Here is a 17782-nt window from a genome sequence, read left to right on the forward strand (position 1 = left end):
AGGAGCCCACGCCCCGGCCGCGTGCCGTGCGTCGAGGAGGGTATACCGGCCCAACTCGTGGGTAGGCTCAGTCGGCATGGAGCACCAGGTGTACGTCCCGGCCCCGGCCTCGCGGCTCAGGGGGGCGCTGGCCGACCCCGCGCGGGTCGCCAGGGCGGTCCCCGGCCTCCAGCAGGACGCGGGTGCCGCCCCCGGCACCGGCCGCGTCAAGGTCCGTATCGGCAGCCACTCCATCACCTACCGGGGGTCCCTGCGCGTCAGCGCCCGTGACGACGGTTCCTACGCGGTCGACGGCGACGCCACCGAGGCCCGCGGCACCGGCACGGTGAAGCTGGCGCTCACGCTCCGCCTCGCGGACACGGACGAGGGCTGCGAGGTCACGGTGACCGGTACGGCCTCCGCCGACGGGCGGGCCGCGGAACTGCCGGCGGAGGCGGTGGAGTCGGCGGCGACAAGGCTGCTGAACCGTTTTGTGGAGGGCCTGGGGGAGGCGCGGCCCGAGCCCCCGGACCAACCGGTGTCGATCTTCGAGACGGAGGTCCCGCCGCCGTCCCTGGCGCCCGAACCGGTCGAGGAGCCGCTGCCCGAGATCTTCGCCGAGGCGGCCCACGCCCGCCGCACGATGATCGGCCGCAGCGCGGAGGAGGTCGACCACGCACCGCCCCGCGGCCGCTATGCGCCGGTGCCGGCACCGCAGACGGTGGCGGCGGCTTCGGCACTGCGGTGGGCCGCACCGGCGGCGGCGCTGGCACTGGCGTCGGCGATCGTGGTGACGAGGGCGCTGCGCAGACGCCGCTGACGCCCCGGCACGACTGCCCGCAGCCGAGTCAGTACTGTCATCCCGTGAGTAACGAAGACATCACGCTGACCGCAGGCGACGCCACCCTCCATCTGCACCCCGGCAACGGCGGCCGTATCGCGGGACTGGAAGTCGGCTCCCTCGAACTCCTCCGCCAGGGCGAGCGCTTCGGCTGCTTCCCGATGGTGCCGTGGTGCGGCCGTATCCGGGACGGCCGCTTCCTGGACGGCGCCAACGTCGTCCAGATGCCCCTCAACTCCCCACCGCACGCCATCCACGGCACCGCCCGCGACGGCGCCTGGCGCACCGCGCGCCGCTCGGCGGACGAGGCGGTGATCACGTGCGAACTCGGCGACCCCTGGCCGCACCCCGCCCGTGTCACGCACGCCGTGCGGCTCACCGAGGACTCGTTGACGCTGACCATGGCCGTGGAGACGTACGACGACTCCTTCCCGGCGCAGATCGGCTGGCATCCCTGGTTCAACCGCAACCTCGGCGGCCAGGACGCCCAGGTCGACTTCACCCCGGCCTGGCAGGAGGAGCGCGGCGCGGACCATCTGCCCACCGGCAACCGCATCGACCCCAAGCCCGGCCCCTGGGACGACTGCTTCGGCATGCCCGACGGCGTCGACGTCACCCTCACCTGGCCGGGACAGCTGGAGCTGAAGGTCACCAGCCGTGAGCAGTGGGTCGTGGTCTACGACGAGCAGGAGGCGGCCGTGTGCGTGGAGCCGCAGACCGGTCCGCCGAACGGCCTCAACACGCTCCCCCGTCTCGTCACCCCGCTGGAGCCGCTGGAAGCCACGACCACCTGGAGCTGGACGCGCCTCTAAGCTGGTCGGCATGACGGACGTACGCGCTGAGCTGCTGCAACAGATCAAGGACAAGGCCGTGGTGCACGGCAAGGTGACCCTGTCGTCGGGGCTGGAGGCGGACTACTACGTCGACCTCCGCCGCATCACCCTCGACGGTGAGGCCGCCCCGCTGGTCGGGCAGGTGCTGCTCGACCTGACCGACGGCCTGGAGTACGACGCCGTCGGCGGCCTCACCATGGGCGCCGACCCGGTCGCCGGCGCGATGCTGCACGCGGCCGCCGCGCGGGGCCGCCGCCTCGACGCCTTCGTCGTCCGCAAGGCGGCGAAGGCGCACGGGCTGCAGCGCCGGGTGGAGGGGCCGGAGATCAAGGGCCGGCGGGTGCTCGTCGTGGAGGACACCTCCACCACCGGCGGCTCCCCGCTCGCCGCCGTCGAGGCCGTGCGCGAGGCCGGCGCCGAGGTCGTCGCCGTCGCGACCATCGTCGACCGGGCCACCGGCGCCGACGAGAAGATCCGCGAAGGCGCGGGTGTGCCGTATCTGTTCGCCTTCTCGAAGGATGAACTGGGGCTGGACTGACACCCCGGTCGACGAGTGGGATTGACCCGGATTCGACCGGCGCCCGGAGCATCGGTTCATGTCTGGAAAGATGGGGACGACGATGACGTCGTACCTCAAGGTCTAGGTCAGGGCCGTAGAGAAACAGCAGTACGCCGACCCGCACAGTCAAGGAGCGGACAGATGCCCATCGCAACCCCCGAGGTCTACAACGAGATGCTCGACCGGGCGAAGGCAGGCAGGTTCGCCTACCCGGCAATCAACGTCACCTCGAGCCAGACCCTGAACGCGGCGCTGCGCGGCTTCGCGGAGGCGGAGAGCGACGGCATCGTCCAGATCTCTACCGGTGGTGCCGAGTTCCTCGGCGGTCAGTACAGCAAGGACATGGTGACCGGCGCGGTCGCGCTCGCCGAGTTCGCGCACGTCATCGCCGAGAAGTACCCGGTCAACATCGCGCTGCACACCGACCACTGCCCGAAGGACAAGCTCGACGGGTACGTACGTCCGCTGCTCGCGATCTCCAAGAAGCGCGTCGAGGCCGGTCTGACCCCGCTGTTCCAGTCGCACATGTGGGACGGTTCCGCCGAGACCCTCGCGGACAACCTGGCCATCGCGCAGGAGCTGCTTGAGCAGGCCCGCGCGGCCAACATCATCCTCGAGGTCGAGATCACCCCGACCGGTGGCGAGGAGGACGGCGTCTCCCACGAGATCAACGACTCCCTCTACACCACCGTCGAGGACGCGATCCGCACCGCCGAGGCCCTGGGCCTGGGCGAGAAGGGCCGCTACCTGCTGGCCGCCTCCTTCGGCAACGTGCACGGCGTGTACAAGCCGGGCAACGTCGTGCTCCGCCCCGAGCTGCTCAAGGAGCTGGCCGACGGTGTGGCCGCCAAGTTCGGCAAGCCGGCCGGTTCCCAGCCGTTCGACTTCGTCTTCCACGGCGGCTCCGGCTCCACCGAGCAGGAGATCGCCACCGCGCTGGAGAACGGCGTCGTGAAGATGAACCTGGACACGGACACCCAGTACGCCTTCACCCGTCCGGTTGCCGACCACATGTTCAAGAACTACGACGGTGTCCTGAAGGTCGACGGCGAGGTCGGCTCCAAGAAGACCTACGACCCGCGCACCTGGGGCAAGCTGGCCGAGGCGGGCATGGCCGCGCGTGTCGTCGAGGCCACGCAGAACCTGCGCTCGGCGGGTAACAAGATCAAGTAAGCCGTATTACGGTATGGGCCCGGCGTCTGCCGACGGCTGTCTACGGCGCCGGGTCCGCTGTATACCTTGAACCATGCCCGACGTCCGGCTGGCCTCATCGCAGGGCAAGTGGATCCTGTTCACCACGATCCTCGGCTCCAGCATGGCCCTGCTGGACTCGACGGTCGTCAACGTCGCCCTGCCCCGCATCGGCCGTGACCTGGACACCAGCCTCTCGGCCCTGCAGTGGACGGTCAACGCGTACATGCTGACGCTGGCCGGGCTGATCCTGCTCGGCGGCTCGCTCGGCGACCAGTTCGGCCGCCGGAAGATCTTCGTGATCGGGGTCGTCTGGTTCGCGGCCGCCTCCCTGCTCTGCGGCCTGGCCCCCAACGACATCGTCCTGATCGCCGCCCGCGCCCTCCAGGGCATCGGCGGCGCCCTCCTCACACCGGGCTCCCTCGCCCTCATCCAGGCCTCCTTCCACCCCGACGACCGGGCGAAAGCGGTCGGCCTCTGGTCCGGCTTCGGCGGCATCGGCGCGGCCATCGGCCCGTTCCTGGGCGGCTGGCTGGTGGACGGCCCCGGCTGGCGCTGGGTGTTCCTGCTGAACGTCCCGCTGGCCCTGCTCTGCGTCCCCGTCGCCCTGCGCCATGTCCCGGAGTCCGCGGACGGCCGCGCCCACGGCCGTTTCGACGTGCTCGGCGCGGTGCTGGCCGCCCTGTCACTCGGCTTCGTGACCTACGCGCTGATCGAGGCCGGGACCACGTCACTGCTGGCCATCGCGGGCGTCGCGACCGGTGTGGCCTTCGTGTACGTCGAGAAGCGCCGCCGGGACCCGATGCTCCCGCTGGACATCTTCGCCTCCCGCCAGTTCTCGGCGCTGAACGTGGTCACCCTGTGCGTGTACGGGGCCTTCGGCGGCTACTTCTTCCTCACCGCGCTCCAACTCCAGGTGGTGGCGGGCTACTCGGCACTGGCCGCCGGCACGGCCCTGCTCCCCACCACCGCGCTGATGCTTCTCTTCTCGGCCCGCTCGGGCGCCCTCGCGGACCGCATCGGCCCCCGGCTCCCGCTCACCGTCGGCCCCCTGCTCTGCGCCACGGCGATGCTGCTGATGCTGCGGGTGGGCGAGCACGCGAACTACCTGACCGACGTCCTCCCGGCGGTCCTGGTCATGGGCACCGGCATGGTCACCCTGGTGGCCCCGCTCACCGCCTCCGTCCTCGCCTCCGTGGACACGTCCCGGGCGGGTATCGCCAGCGGCATCAACAACGCGGCGGCCCGCGCGGCGAGCCTGATCGCGGTGGCGGCACTGCCGCTGCTCGCGGGCATGGGCCCGGAGGCCTATCGGTCACCCGCGGCGTTCAACGCGGCGTTCCACCGGGCGATGCCGATCTGCGCGGGGGTGCTGGTGGTGGGGTCGGCCCTGGCGTTCGCACTGGTCCGCAGGCCGGCCCCGGGCTGTGTACGCCCGGAATGCCGCACCCACGGAAACGTGACCTCGCCACCACTGGAGGCGGAGGGCCGGTAGAGCCCTGCCTCCCCTTGCCCACGGCTGGGCTATCCCTTCAGCTCCGCGTACGCCTCAGCGCTGCTGTCCTGGAGGAACTGCCAGCACCGCTCCTTCTCGTCCTTCTCGTCGATCTCACCGGCGGCCCGGGCGAGCCCGGCGAGGCAGCGCAGGAAGCCGCGGTTGGCCCGGTGGTCCCAGGGGATGGGGCCGTGTCCCTTCCACCCGGCGCGGCGCAGGGCGTCCAGCCCACGGTGGTAGCCGGTGCGTGCGTAGGCGTACGACTCGACGACCGCGCCGCGCTCGAACGCGTCGTCGGCGAGCAGCGCCCAGGCCAGCGAGAAGGTCGGGAACCTCGCCGCCACCTCGACCGGAGCCAGCGACTCCTCGCTCAGCAGGCGGTACGCCTCTTCGTTCTCCGGCAGGTAGGTCGGCTCCGGGCCGCCGAGCAGGTTCTTGTGCGTCGTCATGGCGCCAGTCTGCCACCGCCGCTCTGCCGACCGGGTGATACGCCCCGCTGGGGACCGGTGTGGCCCGTCTGGCAGCAGGCGGACCTTGCCGTGTGGGGGGTACGTTGCGGAAGATGCCGGTGGGGACCGGGGCCCCCGTGTCGAGAACGGCAGGGGCGGACCGCTACCCGGAGTACACAACAGGAGACAGCGATGTCCCTTCAGGCTCAGCCCCACGAGGCTTCGGAGCCCGAGACCCCGCATCTCGACTTCGCGGGCACGACGCCGTACGAGGACTACGTCAAGGCGGACGTGCTCACCCACCTCCAGCACACCCTCTCCGACGATCCCGGAGAGATGGTCTTCCTGGTCACGACCCAGGTCATGGAGCTGTGGTTCACCGTCATCGTCCACGAGTGGGAGACCGCGGCGACCGCCCTGCGCGGCGACGACGTCCCCACCGCGATCGCCGCGCTCAAGCGGTCCACCCGCGAACTGGAGGCTCTCAACGCCTCCTGGAAGCCCCTCGGCCAGCTCACCCCCGCCCAGTTCAACTCCTACCGCTCGGCCCTCGGCGAGGGATCCGGCTTCCAGTCGGCGATGTACCGGCGGATGGAGTTCCTGCTCGGTGAGAAGTCCGCGTCCATGCTCGTCCCGCACCGCGGAGCCCCCCGCGTCCACGCGGAACTGGAGAAGGCCCTGCACGAGCCGAGCCTGTACGACGAGGTGGTACGGCTCCTCGCGCGTCGCGGACACCCGATCCCGGACGCCGTGCTACAGCGCGACGTGTCCGGGCGGTACGAGGCCTCGGACGCCGTCGAGGCGGCCTGGGCCACCGTCTACTCGGGCGACGGGTACGCCGAACTGGCCCGGCTCGGCGAGGCGTTGACCGACGTCGCCGAACTCGTCTGGCGCTGGCGCAACGACCACCTGGTTGCCACGCGCCGGGCCATGGGCGCGAAGTCCGGCACCGGCGGCTCGGCCGGGGTCGCCTGGCTGGAGAAGCGCGCCCGCAAGAACGTGTTCCCGGAGCTGTGGACGGCGAGGTCCCATGTCTGAACTGGCCCTGAGGGCAGAGAAACTGGACGCGGAGGACGAGCTCGCCGGGGTGCGCTCCCGTTTCGTCCTCGACACTGTGTCCGATCATCCGGCTGACGCCGCGGGCGTCTACCTGGACGGCAATTCGCTGGGCGCACTGCCCGCGCACGTCCCCGGCCGCGTCGAGGACGTCGTCCGGCGGCAGTGGGGCGAGCTGCGCATCCGCTCCTGGGACGAGAGCGGCTGGTGGACGGCGCCGGAGCGGATCGGCGACCGGATCGCCCCGCTGGTCGGCGCGGCGGCCGGGCAGATCGTGGTCGGCGACTCCACAAGTGTCAACGTCTTCAAGGCACTTGTGGGTGCGGTACGGCTGGCGGGGGACGGGCGTACGGAGATCCTCGTCGACGCGACCACCTTCCCCACCGACGGCTATATCGCCGAGTCGGCGGCCCGGCTCACCGGCCGTACGCTGCGGCCGGTGGCGCCGGCGGACGTGCGCACCGCGCTCGGCGACCGTACCGCCGCCGTCCTGCTCAACCACGTCGACTACCGCACGGGCCGGCTGCACGACCTGCCGTCCCTCACCGCCGCGATCCACGCGGCCGGCGCCGTGGCCGTCTGGGACCTGTGCCACAGCGCGGGCGCGCTGCCGGTCGGCCTCGACGAGCACCGGGTCGACCTGGCGGTCGGCTGCACCTACAAGTACCTGAACGGCGGCCCGGGTTCACCCGCGTACCTGTACGTCCGCCGCGACCTCCAGGACCGCTTCGACTCGCCCCTGCCCGGCTGGAACTCGCACGCCGAGCCCTTCGGGATGCGATCGGCGTACGAACCGGCCGCAGGCGCGGTGCGCGGCCGCGTCGGCACCCCGGACATCCTCTCCATGCTGGCCCTGGAGGCGGCGCTGGAGGTCTGGGACGAGGTGCCGGTGGCGGCCGTACGCGCCAAGTCCCTGGCCCTCACGGACTTCTTCCTGGAGTGCGTCGAGACGTATCTGCCGGCGGGCCGCGTCGAGTGCGTGACCCCGGTGGCGCACGGGGAGCGCGGCAGCCAGATCGCGCTGCGCTGCCCCGACGCCGGGGACGTGATGAAACGGCTGATCGAGCGCGGGGTGGTCGGGGACTTCCGGCATCCCGACGTCCTCCGCTTCGGCTTCACCCCGCTGTACGTCGGTTTCGCGGACGTGGAACGGGCGGCGCGGGTGCTCGGGGAGGTCGTGGGGGCCGCTGCCGGCTAGCGACTTGGAGACATGGCGACCGGTGCCGGAAGGGCCGGGACGGTACAGAACCGAGCAATCCTCACCGTGCGTGACATCCACGTGTCCCCGCACGTCACCGGCCTGATACCGTCCCGGCCAACGGCCGAGTTCCCCACCTGGTCCGCCAATTCCTCCCCCAGTGCCGAAAGCCTGGGAGGTACCCCCATCGCCGCTGAGAGGTTGGAGCATGCCGGACGACGCCGCAGCAGTACGGGCCGCCGCCGAGGAGGAGTCGGCCTTCTCCCACCCGCACGTCGCGCCCGACGCCACGGCGGCCTACGGCGACCACCCCGACCAGGTGATCGACTTCTACGTCCCGCGCGGTGACGAGACGGTGGCCCCGCTGGTCGTGGTCCTGCACGGGGGCGCATGGCGGGCGCCGTACGACCGTGGCCACATCACCCCCTTCGCCGACTTCCTGGCCCGGCGCGGTTTCGCGGTGGCCAACGTCGAGTACCGGCGCGGCACGACGCTCCCCGCGCAGGGCGGCTCGGCCCCGGTGGCCGGCCGCTGGCCGGACACCTTCGACGACATCGCGGCGGCGCTGGACGCCCTGCCCGCACTGGCCCGCGAGGCACTGCCCCAGGCGGACCTGCGCCGCACGGTCCTGACCGGCCACTCGGCGGGCGGCCATCTGGCGCTGTGGGCGGCGGCCCGGCATGTCCTCCCGGCGGACGCCGCATGGCGCACCTCCGGCCCGCCGATGCTGCGAGGCGTGGTGGCGCTGGCCCCGATCGCGGACCTCGATGTGGCGGAGAAGCTGGCGGTCTGCGACCATGCGGCACTCCAACTCCTCGGCGGCGACGACCGCTTCACCGACCGACGACGCTACGCCGACCCGGCGCTGCTGCTCCCCACGGGCATCGCGACCACCCTCGTCCAGGGCCGCACGGACATCGACGTCCCGCAGGCGGTCGCCGAGTCCTACGCGGACGCGGCGGCCAAGGCGGGCGAGGTGGTGGGCCTGACGCTGCTGGAGGACGTCGGCCACTTCCCCCTGATCGACCCGGCGGCGGACGCCTGCGCGGTCGTTGCGGAGGAGCTCGCCCAACTGGCTTGGTGACGGCCTCCCGCCCTTACTCACCCTGAGCCGTCCCCCGCATACCCGTAGTACCTGAGAGCTACCTCCCAGGTGAGCTCCCTGGTGGGACGCGAACGACACCGCCCGATCCGTAATTTCCCGATCACAAGCCCGAGGGCCGGGCGAGCTGAGCGGGGAGGGCCGACCATGACGGGGGCGACGGGGGAGCGGGAGAGGGCTGTTCGAGGGCGCGGGGGTCGGCGCCAGAGACTGCGCCGCACCACGCTCGCCGCGCTCCTCACCGCGGCCGTGGTCCTGCCCCTCTCCGCGGCCACCCGGCCCCAGATCCCCGCCCCGCCCCCGGCCGCCCTCACCACACCCCTCACCCCGGCCACCCTCACCACCGCCTACAAAGCCAACCGCGAGAACGCCACCGAAGCGGCCCGCATGGCCGCAGCCCACGGTGACGTCTCCCGCGCCGCCGCCGACCGCGCCCTCGCCTCCCCCTCCCGCCACCTCCTCCACTTCGACGCGCGAGGAACCGGCCGAGCCACCGAGGTCTTCGGCGACCTGGCGCACGCCACCCGCGTCGCCGTGCTCGTCCCCGGCTCGGACACCACCCTCGACACCTACGCCCGCTTCCACACCGCGGCCGAGGCCCTCTACCGACGCCTCGCTCACGAGCACCCACGTACCCGAACCGCCGTCGTCGCCTGGCTCGGCTACCAGACCCCCGCCACGATCAGCACCGCCGCCCTCACCCCGGGCCGGGCCGGCCAAGCGGCCCCGCGGCTCCGCGAGTTCATCCACGAAGTCCACACCCTCACCGCCCCCGAGCCGGCGGCCGTCTCCCTCCTCTGCCACTCCTACGGCACGGTGGTCTGCGCCCGAACCGCCCCCACCCTCACCGGCCTCGGTGTCACCGACATCGCGCTGGTCGGCAGCCCCGGCACCGGCGCCGACACGGCCGCTGCCCTGCACACGTCCGCCCGCATCTGGGCGGCCCGAGGCGCTGACGACTGGATAGCCGAGGTCCCGCACGTTCACGCCGACCTCTTCGGCACGACCGTCGGCTTCGGCACCGACCCCGTGTCCCCACCCTTCGGCGCCCGCGTCTTCGCGGCGGGCCCCGGCGGCCACAGCGACTACTTCGCCCCGGGCTCGGCCTCCCTGGCCAACCTCGCCCGGATCGTCCTCGGCGAGACAACGGAGGTCACCCGTGCCTAAGCCGCCGACCCGGCTCCCGAACCGCATACGTCATCTCGCCCACCGCATCGACACCACCACCCCACCCGACCGGGACCGCGCAGTGGACGCCCTCCGCGCGTTCGCCGTCCTCGGCGTGGTCCTCGGCCACTGGCTGGTCACCGCACTGGTGGCGGACGGCGGCAGGCTGCACGCCAGCAGCCCCCTCCAGCATCTGCCCTGGCTGGCCCCGATCTCCTGGCTCTTCCAGACCCTGGCCGTGTTCTTCCTGGTCGGCGGCCATGTCGCCACCCGCAGCTACACCACCGCCCAGGCCAACGGCACCCCCTACCACCGTTGGCTGAAGTCCCGTCTGTCCCGTCTCTTCAAGCCGGTCGCCGCGGTCCTGACCCTCTGGACCATCGCCACGACCGCCCTCCTGCTCTCCGGCACCGACTTCACCACCGTCCACACCCTCGCCAAACTCGCCCTGTCCCCCCTCTGGTTCCTGGTGGTCTTCGCGGCACTGACGGCGGCGACCCCGCTTGTCGCCCGGCTCAACCCCTTGTGGCCGCTGGCAGTCGTCCTCCACGTGGACCTTCTCCGTTTCGGCTTCGGCGCCGCGCCCGGCGTCGGCTGGGTGAACCTGGCGGCGGGCTGGCTGGTGCCGTACACCCTGGGCGCCGCCTGGACGCGCGGCGAACTGGACCACCCGCGCGCGGGCTGGGTCCTGCTCGTCGGCGGTACGGCGGCGACGGCCGGGCTCATCGCGTGCGCGGGCTACCCGGCCTCGATGGTCGGCGTCCCCGGCACCTCCGTCTCCAACCTCGACCCGCCCACCCTGGCCGCCGTCACCTTCGGGCTGGCACAGTGCGGCCTGGCCCTGCTCCTGCGCGAGCGGCTGCGCCATGCCATGCGTCGCCCGCTTGCCTGGGCGGCGGTGGCCTTCGTGAACCTCTCCGCGATGACGATCTTCCTGTGGCACCAGACAGCTCTGATGGCGACCACCGCCACGGGCCTCCTGTTCGGCCACCTCCCCGGCCTCCACACACCACCCGACCAACTCACCTGGGTCGCGGCCCGCCTGATGTGGCTTCCGGTCTTCGCCCTGGCGCTCGCCGTCTGCTGGACGGCGTTCCACACGTACGAGCGGACCGGAGGCCGCCGCAACCCCTCGCGCATCGTCCGGACGCACCGCTCGTCCGATCGGGCGACGCCGATCGGAGGCCGCCGTGTCTAGGCTGGCCGCTGTGACGGAAACGGGGAGCCGGCGGGCGTACGCGGACCGCGTCCTGCTCGGGCTGCGGATCCTGCGCGACGATCTGTGCACGGTCAGGGCGGACCCGCTCCCCGCGTTCGTATGGCTGCGGTGGCTGCCGCACGGCGTGGTCTGTCTCGCCGCGCTCGGCATCACGCTCGGCGACGTGGCCCAGCTCCGGAACAACGGACATCTGGGATTCGGGTGGGCCTTCCTGATCGCGCTCGCGAAGGGCGGCGCGGTGGTCCTCGCGCTGTGGCGGCCCATTCCGGCGTGGTGGCTGTCGACCGGGGCCTCACTGGTGGGCGCCGTCGTGCTGCACGGCCTGCTGAGCCGGGACCCCGACGTCGAGTTCACCTGGCCCTGGACCTCGGCCGGGATCATCGCCCAACTGCTCGTACTGCTGCTGCTCGCGCTGCGGGTCCGCACCCGGATGTCCCTGGAGGCGCTGGTTCTGACCGCACTGGTCACCTACGTCCTCGAGGGCCTGTGGGGCGGTGCCCACTATCAGCCCACCGGGATTCTCACCATCGCCCTGTCCACGGTCGTCGTGATGCTCGGCATCGCCCTGCGCGGCCGTCGCGAGGCACGCGCGGAACTCGGCCACCAGGCCACGCTCACCGCCGAGGAGCGGGCCCGGCGCACCCTGCTGGAGGAGCGCAGCCGTATCGCGCGCGAGCTGCACGACGTGGTCGCCCACCACATGTCCGTCATCTCCATCCAGGCCCAGGTCGCTCCACACCTTGTGGAGAACCCGCCGGACGAGCTGCGGGAGAACCTCGACGGCATCCGGCACAACGCGCTGGAGGCGCTGACCGAACTGCGCAGAGTCCTGGGCGTGCTGCGCTCGGAGAGCCCCGACGAGGACGCGCCCGACGACGCCGGTCCCGGCCCGCACAGCCCGCAGCCCACCCTGGACCGGCTGGACACGCTGGTCGAGAACACCCGCGCGGCCGGTCTGACCGTCACCTCACGGATCGTCGGCGAGCGCCGCCCGCTGCCGCCGGGCGTGGAGCTGTCGGCGTACCGCATCGTGCAGGAGGCACTGAGCAACGTCCTGCGGCACGCACCGGGGGCCACCGCCCGTGTCGAGATCGAGTACATGTCGTACGGGCTGCTGGTGGGGGTCGGCAACACCCGGCCGACCCGGCCCGCCCCGGCGTCGCCGGGTGCCGGGCACGGACTGCTCGGCATGCGGGAGCGGGCGGCGATGCTGGGCGGCGCGCTGACGGCGGAACGCCGGCCGGACGGCGGCTACCAGGTCTTCGCACGGCTCCCGGCCACCACACCCGCCGAGGGCATGGCGCACCTCTACGCCCCGGCCCCCGCCACCGACGCCCCTGATCCGAAGGACGACCCCGTATGACGAGCAGCAGCAGTCCCTCCAGTCACCCCGGTAACCCCATCCGCGTGGTCATCGCCGACGACCAGCAGATGGTCCGGCAGGGCTTCACCGTGCTGCTGAACGCCCAGCCCGGCATCGAGGTGGTGGGCCAGGCGGTGGACGGGCTGGACGCGGTGGCGAAGGTCGCCGAACTCACCCCGGACGTCGTCCTCATGGACATCCGCATGCCCGAACTCGGCGGCATCGAGGCCACCCGCCGGATCGTCGGCGAACGCCCGGACATCAAGGTGCTGGTGCTGACCACCTTCGACCTGGACGAGTACGTGTACGAGGCGTTGCGTGCCGGGGCGTCCGGGTTCCTGCTCAAGGACGCGTCCGCCGACAAGCTCGCCGAGGCGGTCCGGGTGGTGGCGGCCGGCGACGCGCTGCTCGCGCCCGGCATCACCCGGCGGCTGATCGCCCAGTTCTCCCAGTTGGACGGCGGCAGGGTGCGCGCCCCGCTGAAGACACGCGTCGGTGATCTGACCGAGCGCGAGACGGAGGTCCTCGCACTGATCGCGCAAGGCCTGTCGAACGCGGAGATCGCCGAACGGCTGGTCGTCGCCGAGCAGACCGTGAAGACCCATGTGGGCCGCATCCTGGTGAAGCTGGGCCTCAGGGACCGTACCCAGGCGGCGGTGTTCGCGTACGAGTCGGGGTTGGTGCGGCCGTCGGGATACTGACGGCGCCGGACCCCTGGTGGTGCCCCTCGTAGTACCTGAGAGGGACGTCGAAGGACCCGTCTCACTGGTGACGACGGTGACCCTGCCCGCCGCATACCGTCGTGTACGTGACCGAGACGACCCAGACGCAGTCGATGCCACCGGAGCCACCGGACAGCGCGTTCGAGCCGTACAAGCCGCGCAGCCCGGAGATCCGGGCGGCGCTGGACGCCCTGCGCAGGCTGCGGCAGGACCTGTTCCAGGATGCCTTCGCCTACCGGCCGTTGCCCCGGATGAGCATCGACCGCCCGTTCGTCCGCCACCTCCCTGTGCGGTGGCGGGAGTACGCGGCCTGGACCCCGCATCTCGCGGTGGCCGCGGCCGGCGGGGTGGCGCTGCTGGCGACCGCCGCGGACCGCTCGCTGGGATCGGCCGGGGCCCTGCTGTCCGGTCTGGTCGTGCTGGCGCCGGTACTGCTGACGCTGGCGCGGCCGGTCGCCGCCTTCTGGCTGTCGCTCGTCGCGAGCTGGGCCGGCACCCTGCTGGACAGATCCTGGGACGACTGGCCGTGGACGATGGGCAACTTCATCTCCCACCTGGTGGTGCTCACGGTCGTCGCGGTCCGCACCCGTCCGCGCACGGCGGCCTGGATGTGGGCGATCACCGCGTTCTACGGGTTCGCGTTCGTCTCGGTCCTCGGCGGGGCCCACTACACCAACGACGTCGGCTCGATGCTGGTCGTCTCCGCGATAGCCCTGCTGGCCGTCACCGTCCGGCAGATCCGCCGGGAGGCCGAACAGACGGTGACCGCCCAGCAGTCGGAGACGGCACACGAGCGTTCCCGGCGCACGCTCCTCGAAGAACGGACCACGATCGCCCGCGAACTGCACGACGTGGTGGCCCACCACATGTCCGTCGTCGCCATCCAGGCGGAGGCCGCCCCGTACCGGGTGGAGAACCCGCCGCCGGAGCTGGAGAAGGCGTTCGCCACGATCCGGGAGAACGCGGTGGCGGCGCTCACCGAGCTGCGGCGGGTCCTGGGCGTGGTCCGCGCCGAGGACTACGAGGCCCCGGACGCCCCGCAGCCCACCCTCGCCGACCTGGACAGGCTGCTCGCCAATGTGCGGGAGGCGGGCCTGACCGTCGACAAGGCGGTGACCGGCGCGGTCCGTGAACTCCCTCAGGGCGTCGAGCTGTCGGCGTACCGCATAGTCCAGGAGGCGCTGAGCAACACCCTGCGCCATGCGCCGGGCGCGCCCGCGCGGGTGGAGATCGGCTATGTCCTCGGCGGACTCGGTCTGCGCATAGTCAACGGTCCCCCGCCCCAGCCCGCCCTCCTCAAGCCCTCTCCCGGCGCCGGCCACGGCATCACGGGTATGCGGGAACGCGTGTCGATGCTGAACGGCGACATGACAGCGGCCCCGACGGCCGAGGGAGGCTATGAGGTGACGGTCTTCCTGCCGGCCGCCACCCCTACCGAAGGTGATGCATGACCATCCGCGTACTGATCGCGGACGACCAGATGATGGTGCGCGAGGGCTTCTCGGTCCTGCTGAACGCGATGCCGGACATCGAGGTCGTCGGCGAGGCGGTCAACGGCCGTGAGGCGGTGGACCGCGTCCGTGAACTCGCCCCCGACGTGGTCCTGATGGACATCCGCATGCCTCAACTGAACGGCATCGAGGCGACGAGGGAGATCGTGGCCGCCGACTCCACGTCGAAGGTCCTGGTCCTGACGACCTTCGATCTCGACGAGTACGTCTACCAGGCCCTGCGCGCGGGCGCCTCGGGCTTCCTCCTCAAGGACGCCTCGGCCCGCCAACTGGCCGACGGCGTACGAGTCGTGGCGGCAGGCGAGGCCCTCCTCGCACCCTCGGTCACCAAACGCCTGATCACGGAGTTCTCCAAACTCTCCGGCACCCCACGCCTGATGTCCACGGCCCACGCGTCCTACGGCGACCTCACCGACCGCGAGACGGAGGTCCTGATCCTGATCGCCCAGGGCCTCTCGAACGCGGAGATGGCCGAGCGCCTGGTGGTGGCCGAGTCCACGATCAAAACCCACGTCAGCCGCATCCTGGTCAAGCTGGGCCTACGCGACCGCACCCAGGCAGCGGTGTTCGCCTACGAGGCCCGGCTGGTGACACCGGGGTAGCGATCGAACCCGGCTATGGAGAACCGCCGCTCAGGACGCCGTGTCACCGCCGGCGAAGCGTGCGGGCGGCGGAGGTGACGGCGATGCCTGCGTGGAAATCGCCACGGTCCACGGTCACCACCCGCATAGCCGCCCGCGTCGCCGGGGTGATCGCCACGACCGGTCGGACGTGGAGAGGCCGAGGAGCCTCTGCATGGCGGTGACGAGCAGCTCGGTGTCCTGCTGGAAGATCTCGTGCAGGGAGTCCTGGTGTGGGGTGACGCCCATGGCGCGGACGTTATGCGCCGGACCACGGGCTGATCGTCGTATCGCCGTCGCTTCGCCCGATTGTGGCGATGGCCCGCCCTCGCAGCGGCGACAGCACGGTCGGAAGGGCGCTCAGCGTCATTCCCGCGGCCCCGATCCACAGCGTGGCCGTCGCGCCGAACACCGAGCCCGAGGCGCCGCCGAGGAGGCCGCCCAGCGGAATGCCACCCCAGGACACGAAACGGGCGGTCGCGCTCATCCGGCCCAGCAGCCGGTCCGGGGTGAGGGCCTGCTGAAGGCTCGCCTGCGCGACCACGCGGACGACCCCGCCCAGGGAGAGAGCCGCGAGCCCGATCGCGGCCACGCCCACGCTCCAGCCAGGGCGCGCCAACGGCATCAGCCCGGTCAGCGGACAGGTGACCAGTGGCGCGAGCCAGATGACCCGGCCCTGCCCGAGCCGTCTCGAGACCCTGGTCGCCAGCAGCGCGCCCAGCAGCGCACCGCACCCCATCCCCGACAGAACGAGGCCGATACCGAAGGACGAAAGCCCGATCGCCCTCTCCAGACGGACCAGCAGCATGGCCTGGTACATGACCAGGAAGAGGTTGAATATCGCGTCCCCGAGGATGAGGGCGCGGAGAGTGGGATGCCCGAGGACGAACCGCAGGCCCTCCGCCATGTCCCGCTTCAGCCGGGGACGTTCGCCCGCCCGCGGCCGCTGCTCCCGCCGGCGGATAGCGATCGCGAGCAGCCCCGAGAGGGTCATCCCGACCGCACTCACCACCAGTGTGGCGGGGGCGCCGACACCGCCGACCAGCGGCCCCGCCACCGCAGGTCCGCCGATGCTGGTGACCGAGCGGATCGCCGAGAGCTTCGCGTTCCCCTCGACGAGGCGGTCGCGGCCGACCAGATGCGGGAGGTAACTGACGTACGCGACATCGAAGTAGACGGTCAGCACGCCGTGGACCAGTGCGACCGCGCACAGCCACCAGAGGGTGAGAAGGCCCGCCCACCAGGCCGCCGGGACTGTCAGCAGGACCAGCGCCCGCGCGAGGTCGGCGCCGATCATCACCGGCCGCTTCCGCACCCGGTCCACCCAGGCCCCGGCCGGCAGTCCCACGAGCAGTGAGCCCGCCGTCGTCGCCGCCGTCAACAGGCCGACCTGGAACTCGTCGGCGTCCAGGGCCGTGATCGCGACCAACGGCAGGGCCAGGAAGATGATGCGATCGCCGAGCTGGCCGAGGGCGGTGGCGGCGAAGAGGCGGCCGAAGTCCGGATCACGCAGCAGCCCGAGCCTGGCGGACAAGGGACTCATCGGCTACCGCTCGACCCGCTCGACCGCGAACTCGTAGACGACCTCCCGGCGGACGTCCGGAACGACGATGTCGGCGGTCTCCACCGGCCGCCCGCCGGTGTCGTAGATGGTCCGCTCGATCCGGAGCACGAGATCCCCGACGCCGATGCCGAGCAGGTTCGCCTGTGTCCGGTCGGCCCGGGCCGGGCGCGGCAGTTCGACAACGTTTCGACGTCCACGCCGATCGACCGCATCCGCTCGACGACCCCCTTGCCCGCGAGCGGCCCCCGCTCCGGCAGCACGATCGGGGTGCCGTCGGTGAGGGCCAACGGCTCCCAGGACTCGGAGAGCTGGACGGGCTGACCGTCGGCGAGGAACTCGTAGTGGGTGCGGACGCAGAGATCGCCCGGGGAGACGGCGAGCCGCTCGGCGATGTCCTCGGGGGCCGGGACCCGTACCTCGCTGTGCGCGTCCCAGGCACCGGCCCTGCCCCGCTCCGTCACGGCGGCGAGCGAGCGTTCGCGGCGCCGGGCCCGGACCATCCGCAGCCGTTCCCGCGGCACCCGGACATACGTCCCCGAGCCCGCCCGCCCTTCCAGGAGCCCGTCGGCGATCAGCAGGTCCACGGACCGCTGTACGACATTGCGCCCGACCCCGTACTCCTCGGCGAGCCGCGCCCGCGACGGCAGCCGTCGCCCGATCTGCCACTCGCCCGCGACGATCCGCGCACGCAGCGCCTCGGCCACGGCCAGATAGGGCGCCTGTCGGGGCATCTGCGGCCCTCCGCTCCTCGTTACCGACGGAGTTGGCAAGCTACTGCCCCCGCCGAAAGCTAATGGAGCAGCCCCACGCTCGGTGGCTCCCGCAACGATCACCTCGGAGCCGGTGAAACCGTTCCGCCAGTCGGGTGAAGGCGCTGCTCACGGCCTGTTGGTAGAGCACATGATCCGGCTAC

Annotated in this window: 17 protein-coding genes and 1 pseudogene; 14 read left to right on the forward strand and 4 right to left on the reverse strand. The window is 71.9% G+C overall.

Going from position 1 to position 17782, the window contains the following annotated elements:
* Nucleotides 1-76: 76 nt before the first annotated feature.
* The 5 genes from ABTY98_RS20575 to ABTY98_RS20595 all read left to right on the forward strand — a co-directional run bounded on the left by ABTY98_RS20575 (nt 77) and on the right by ABTY98_RS20595 (nt 4898).
* Nucleotides 77-799, forward strand: a complete 723-nt coding sequence (locus ABTY98_RS20575) for an SRPBCC family protein (RefSeq protein ID WP_352222358.1) — start codon at nt 77-79, stop codon at nt 797-799.
* A 44-nt stretch (nt 800-843) separates the two neighbouring features.
* On the forward strand, nt 844-1632 hold the full coding sequence (locus ABTY98_RS20580; protein WP_352222359.1) for an aldose epimerase family protein: 789 nt from the start codon (nt 844-846) through the stop codon (nt 1630-1632).
* A gap of 10 nt (nt 1633-1642) precedes the next feature.
* On the forward strand, nt 1643-2191 hold the full coding sequence (pyrE, locus tag ABTY98_RS20585; RefSeq protein ID WP_352222360.1) for an orotate phosphoribosyltransferase: 549 nt from the start codon (nt 1643-1645) through the stop codon (nt 2189-2191).
* A gap of 162 nt (nt 2192-2353) precedes the next feature.
* A complete protein-coding gene (fbaA, locus tag ABTY98_RS20590; protein WP_352222361.1) occupies nt 2354-3385 on the forward strand; it encodes a class II fructose-bisphosphate aldolase in 1032 nt (343 codons plus the stop codon).
* Between the two features lie 73 nt (nt 3386-3458).
* Nucleotides 3459-4898, forward strand: coding sequence for an MFS transporter (locus ABTY98_RS20595; protein ID WP_352222362.1), 1440 nt, complete (start codon nt 3459-3461; stop codon nt 4896-4898).
* A 29-nt stretch (nt 4899-4927) separates the two neighbouring features.
* On the opposite strand, the gene ABTY98_RS20600 is transcribed toward ABTY98_RS20595, so the two are convergent.
* Entirely contained in the window at nt 4928-5347 is a 420-nt protein-coding gene (locus tag ABTY98_RS20600; protein ID WP_352222363.1) for a DUF3151 domain-containing protein, read from the reverse strand.
* A 192-nt stretch (nt 5348-5539) separates the two neighbouring features.
* Between ABTY98_RS20600 and ABTY98_RS20605 the strand changes: the two genes are divergently transcribed.
* The 9 genes from ABTY98_RS20605 to ABTY98_RS20645 all read left to right on the forward strand — a co-directional run bounded on the left by ABTY98_RS20605 (nt 5540) and on the right by ABTY98_RS20645 (nt 15287).
* Nucleotides 5540-6385, forward strand: a complete 846-nt coding sequence (locus ABTY98_RS20605; RefSeq protein ID WP_352222364.1) for a tryptophan 2,3-dioxygenase family protein — start codon at nt 5540-5542, stop codon at nt 6383-6385.
* A complete protein-coding gene (gene kynU / locus ABTY98_RS20610) occupies nt 6378-7601 on the forward strand; it encodes a kynureninase (protein WP_352222365.1) in 1224 nt (407 codons plus the stop codon). Before ABTY98_RS20605 ends, kynU begins: the two co-directional genes overlap by 8 nt.
* Before the next feature lie 208 nt (nt 7602-7809).
* Nucleotides 7810-8685: an alpha/beta hydrolase gene (locus ABTY98_RS20615; RefSeq protein ID WP_352222366.1), complete on the forward strand. Its 876-nt coding sequence runs from the start codon at nt 7810-7812 to the stop codon at nt 8683-8685.
* 165 nt (nt 8686-8850) lie between these two features.
* Complete coding sequence (locus tag ABTY98_RS20620; RefSeq protein ID WP_352222367.1) at nt 8851-9870, forward strand: alpha/beta hydrolase; 1020 nt, start codon at nt 8851-8853, stop codon at nt 9868-9870.
* Nucleotides 9863-11068, forward strand: a complete 1206-nt coding sequence (locus ABTY98_RS20625; RefSeq protein ID WP_352222368.1) for an acyltransferase family protein — start codon at nt 9863-9865, stop codon at nt 11066-11068. Before ABTY98_RS20620 ends, ABTY98_RS20625 begins: the two co-directional genes overlap by 8 nt.
* 10 nt (nt 11069-11078) lie before the next feature.
* Nucleotides 11079-12452 (forward strand): sensor histidine kinase, encoded by a 1374-nt coding sequence (locus ABTY98_RS20630; protein ID WP_352222369.1) that lies wholly within the window; start codon nt 11079-11081, stop codon nt 12450-12452.
* On the forward strand, nt 12449-13153 hold the full coding sequence (locus ABTY98_RS20635) for a response regulator (protein ID WP_352222370.1): 705 nt from the start codon (nt 12449-12451) through the stop codon (nt 13151-13153). Before ABTY98_RS20630 ends, ABTY98_RS20635 begins: the two co-directional genes overlap by 4 nt.
* A gap of 107 nt (nt 13154-13260) precedes the next feature.
* Nucleotides 13261-14625, forward strand: a complete 1365-nt coding sequence (locus ABTY98_RS20640) for a sensor histidine kinase (protein ID WP_502994292.1) — start codon at nt 13261-13263, stop codon at nt 14623-14625.
* A complete protein-coding gene (locus ABTY98_RS20645) occupies nt 14622-15287 on the forward strand; it encodes a response regulator (protein WP_352222371.1) in 666 nt (221 codons plus the stop codon). The genes ABTY98_RS20640 and ABTY98_RS20645 overlap by 4 nt, the downstream gene beginning before the upstream one ends.
* 114 nt (nt 15288-15401) lie before the next feature.
* Here the strand turns inward: ABTY98_RS20645 and ABTY98_RS20650 are convergent, their stop codons facing one another.
* The 3 genes and pseudogenes from ABTY98_RS20650 to ABTY98_RS20660 all read right to left on the reverse strand — a co-directional run bounded on the left by ABTY98_RS20650 (nt 15402) and on the right by ABTY98_RS20660 (nt 17600).
* Nucleotides 15402-15554 (reverse strand): hypothetical protein, encoded by a 153-nt coding sequence (locus ABTY98_RS20650; RefSeq protein WP_352222372.1) that lies wholly within the window; start codon nt 15552-15554, stop codon nt 15402-15404.
* Nucleotides 15555-15564: 10 nt separating this feature from the next.
* A complete protein-coding gene (locus tag ABTY98_RS20655) occupies nt 15565-16839 on the reverse strand; it encodes an MFS transporter (RefSeq protein WP_352222373.1) in 1275 nt (424 codons plus the stop codon).
* Between the two features lie 12 nt (nt 16840-16851).
* Nucleotides 16852-17600 (reverse strand): annotated as a pseudogene (locus ABTY98_RS20660) (GntR family transcriptional regulator).
* Between the last annotated feature and the right edge of the window lie 182 nt (nt 17601-17782).

This window comes from Streptomyces sp. NPDC096040 (assembly GCF_040303265.1).
Classification (GTDB): Bacteria; Actinomycetota; Actinomycetes; order Streptomycetales; family Streptomycetaceae; genus Streptomyces.

Excerpts from the sequence above, each read along its gene's own strand:
- ABTY98_RS20575 (WP_352222358.1), top strand. The coding sequence starts at position 77 with ATGGAGCACCAGGTGTACGTCCCGGCCCCGGCCTCGCGGCTCAGGGGG.
- pyrE (WP_352222360.1), top strand. The coding sequence starts at position 1,643 with ATGACGGACGTACGCGCTGAGCTGCTGCAACAGATCAAGGACAAGGCC.
- fbaA (WP_352222361.1), top strand. The coding sequence starts at position 2,354 with ATGCCCATCGCAACCCCCGAGGTCTACAACGAGATGCTCGACCGGGCG.
- ABTY98_RS20595 (WP_352222362.1), top strand. The coding sequence starts at position 3,459 with ATGCCCGACGTCCGGCTGGCCTCATCGCAGGGCAAGTGGATCCTGTTC.
- ABTY98_RS20600 (WP_352222363.1), bottom strand. The coding sequence starts at position 5,347 with ATGACGACGCACAAGAACCTGCTCGGCGGCCCGGAGCCGACCTACCTG.
- ABTY98_RS20605 (WP_352222364.1), top strand. The coding sequence starts at position 5,540 with ATGTCCCTTCAGGCTCAGCCCCACGAGGCTTCGGAGCCCGAGACCCCG.
- kynU (WP_352222365.1), top strand. The coding sequence starts at position 6,378 with ATGTCTGAACTGGCCCTGAGGGCAGAGAAACTGGACGCGGAGGACGAG.
- ABTY98_RS20615 (WP_352222366.1), top strand. The coding sequence starts at position 7,810 with ATGCCGGACGACGCCGCAGCAGTACGGGCCGCCGCCGAGGAGGAGTCG.
- ABTY98_RS20620 (WP_352222367.1), top strand. The coding sequence starts at position 8,851 with ATGACGGGGGCGACGGGGGAGCGGGAGAGGGCTGTTCGAGGGCGCGGG.
- ABTY98_RS20635 (WP_352222370.1), top strand. The coding sequence starts at position 12,449 with ATGACGAGCAGCAGCAGTCCCTCCAGTCACCCCGGTAACCCCATCCGC.
- ABTY98_RS20645 (WP_352222371.1), top strand. The coding sequence starts at position 14,622 with ATGACCATCCGCGTACTGATCGCGGACGACCAGATGATGGTGCGCGAG.
- ABTY98_RS20650 (WP_352222372.1), bottom strand. The coding sequence starts at position 15,554 with ATGGGCGTCACCCCACACCAGGACTCCCTGCACGAGATCTTCCAGCAG.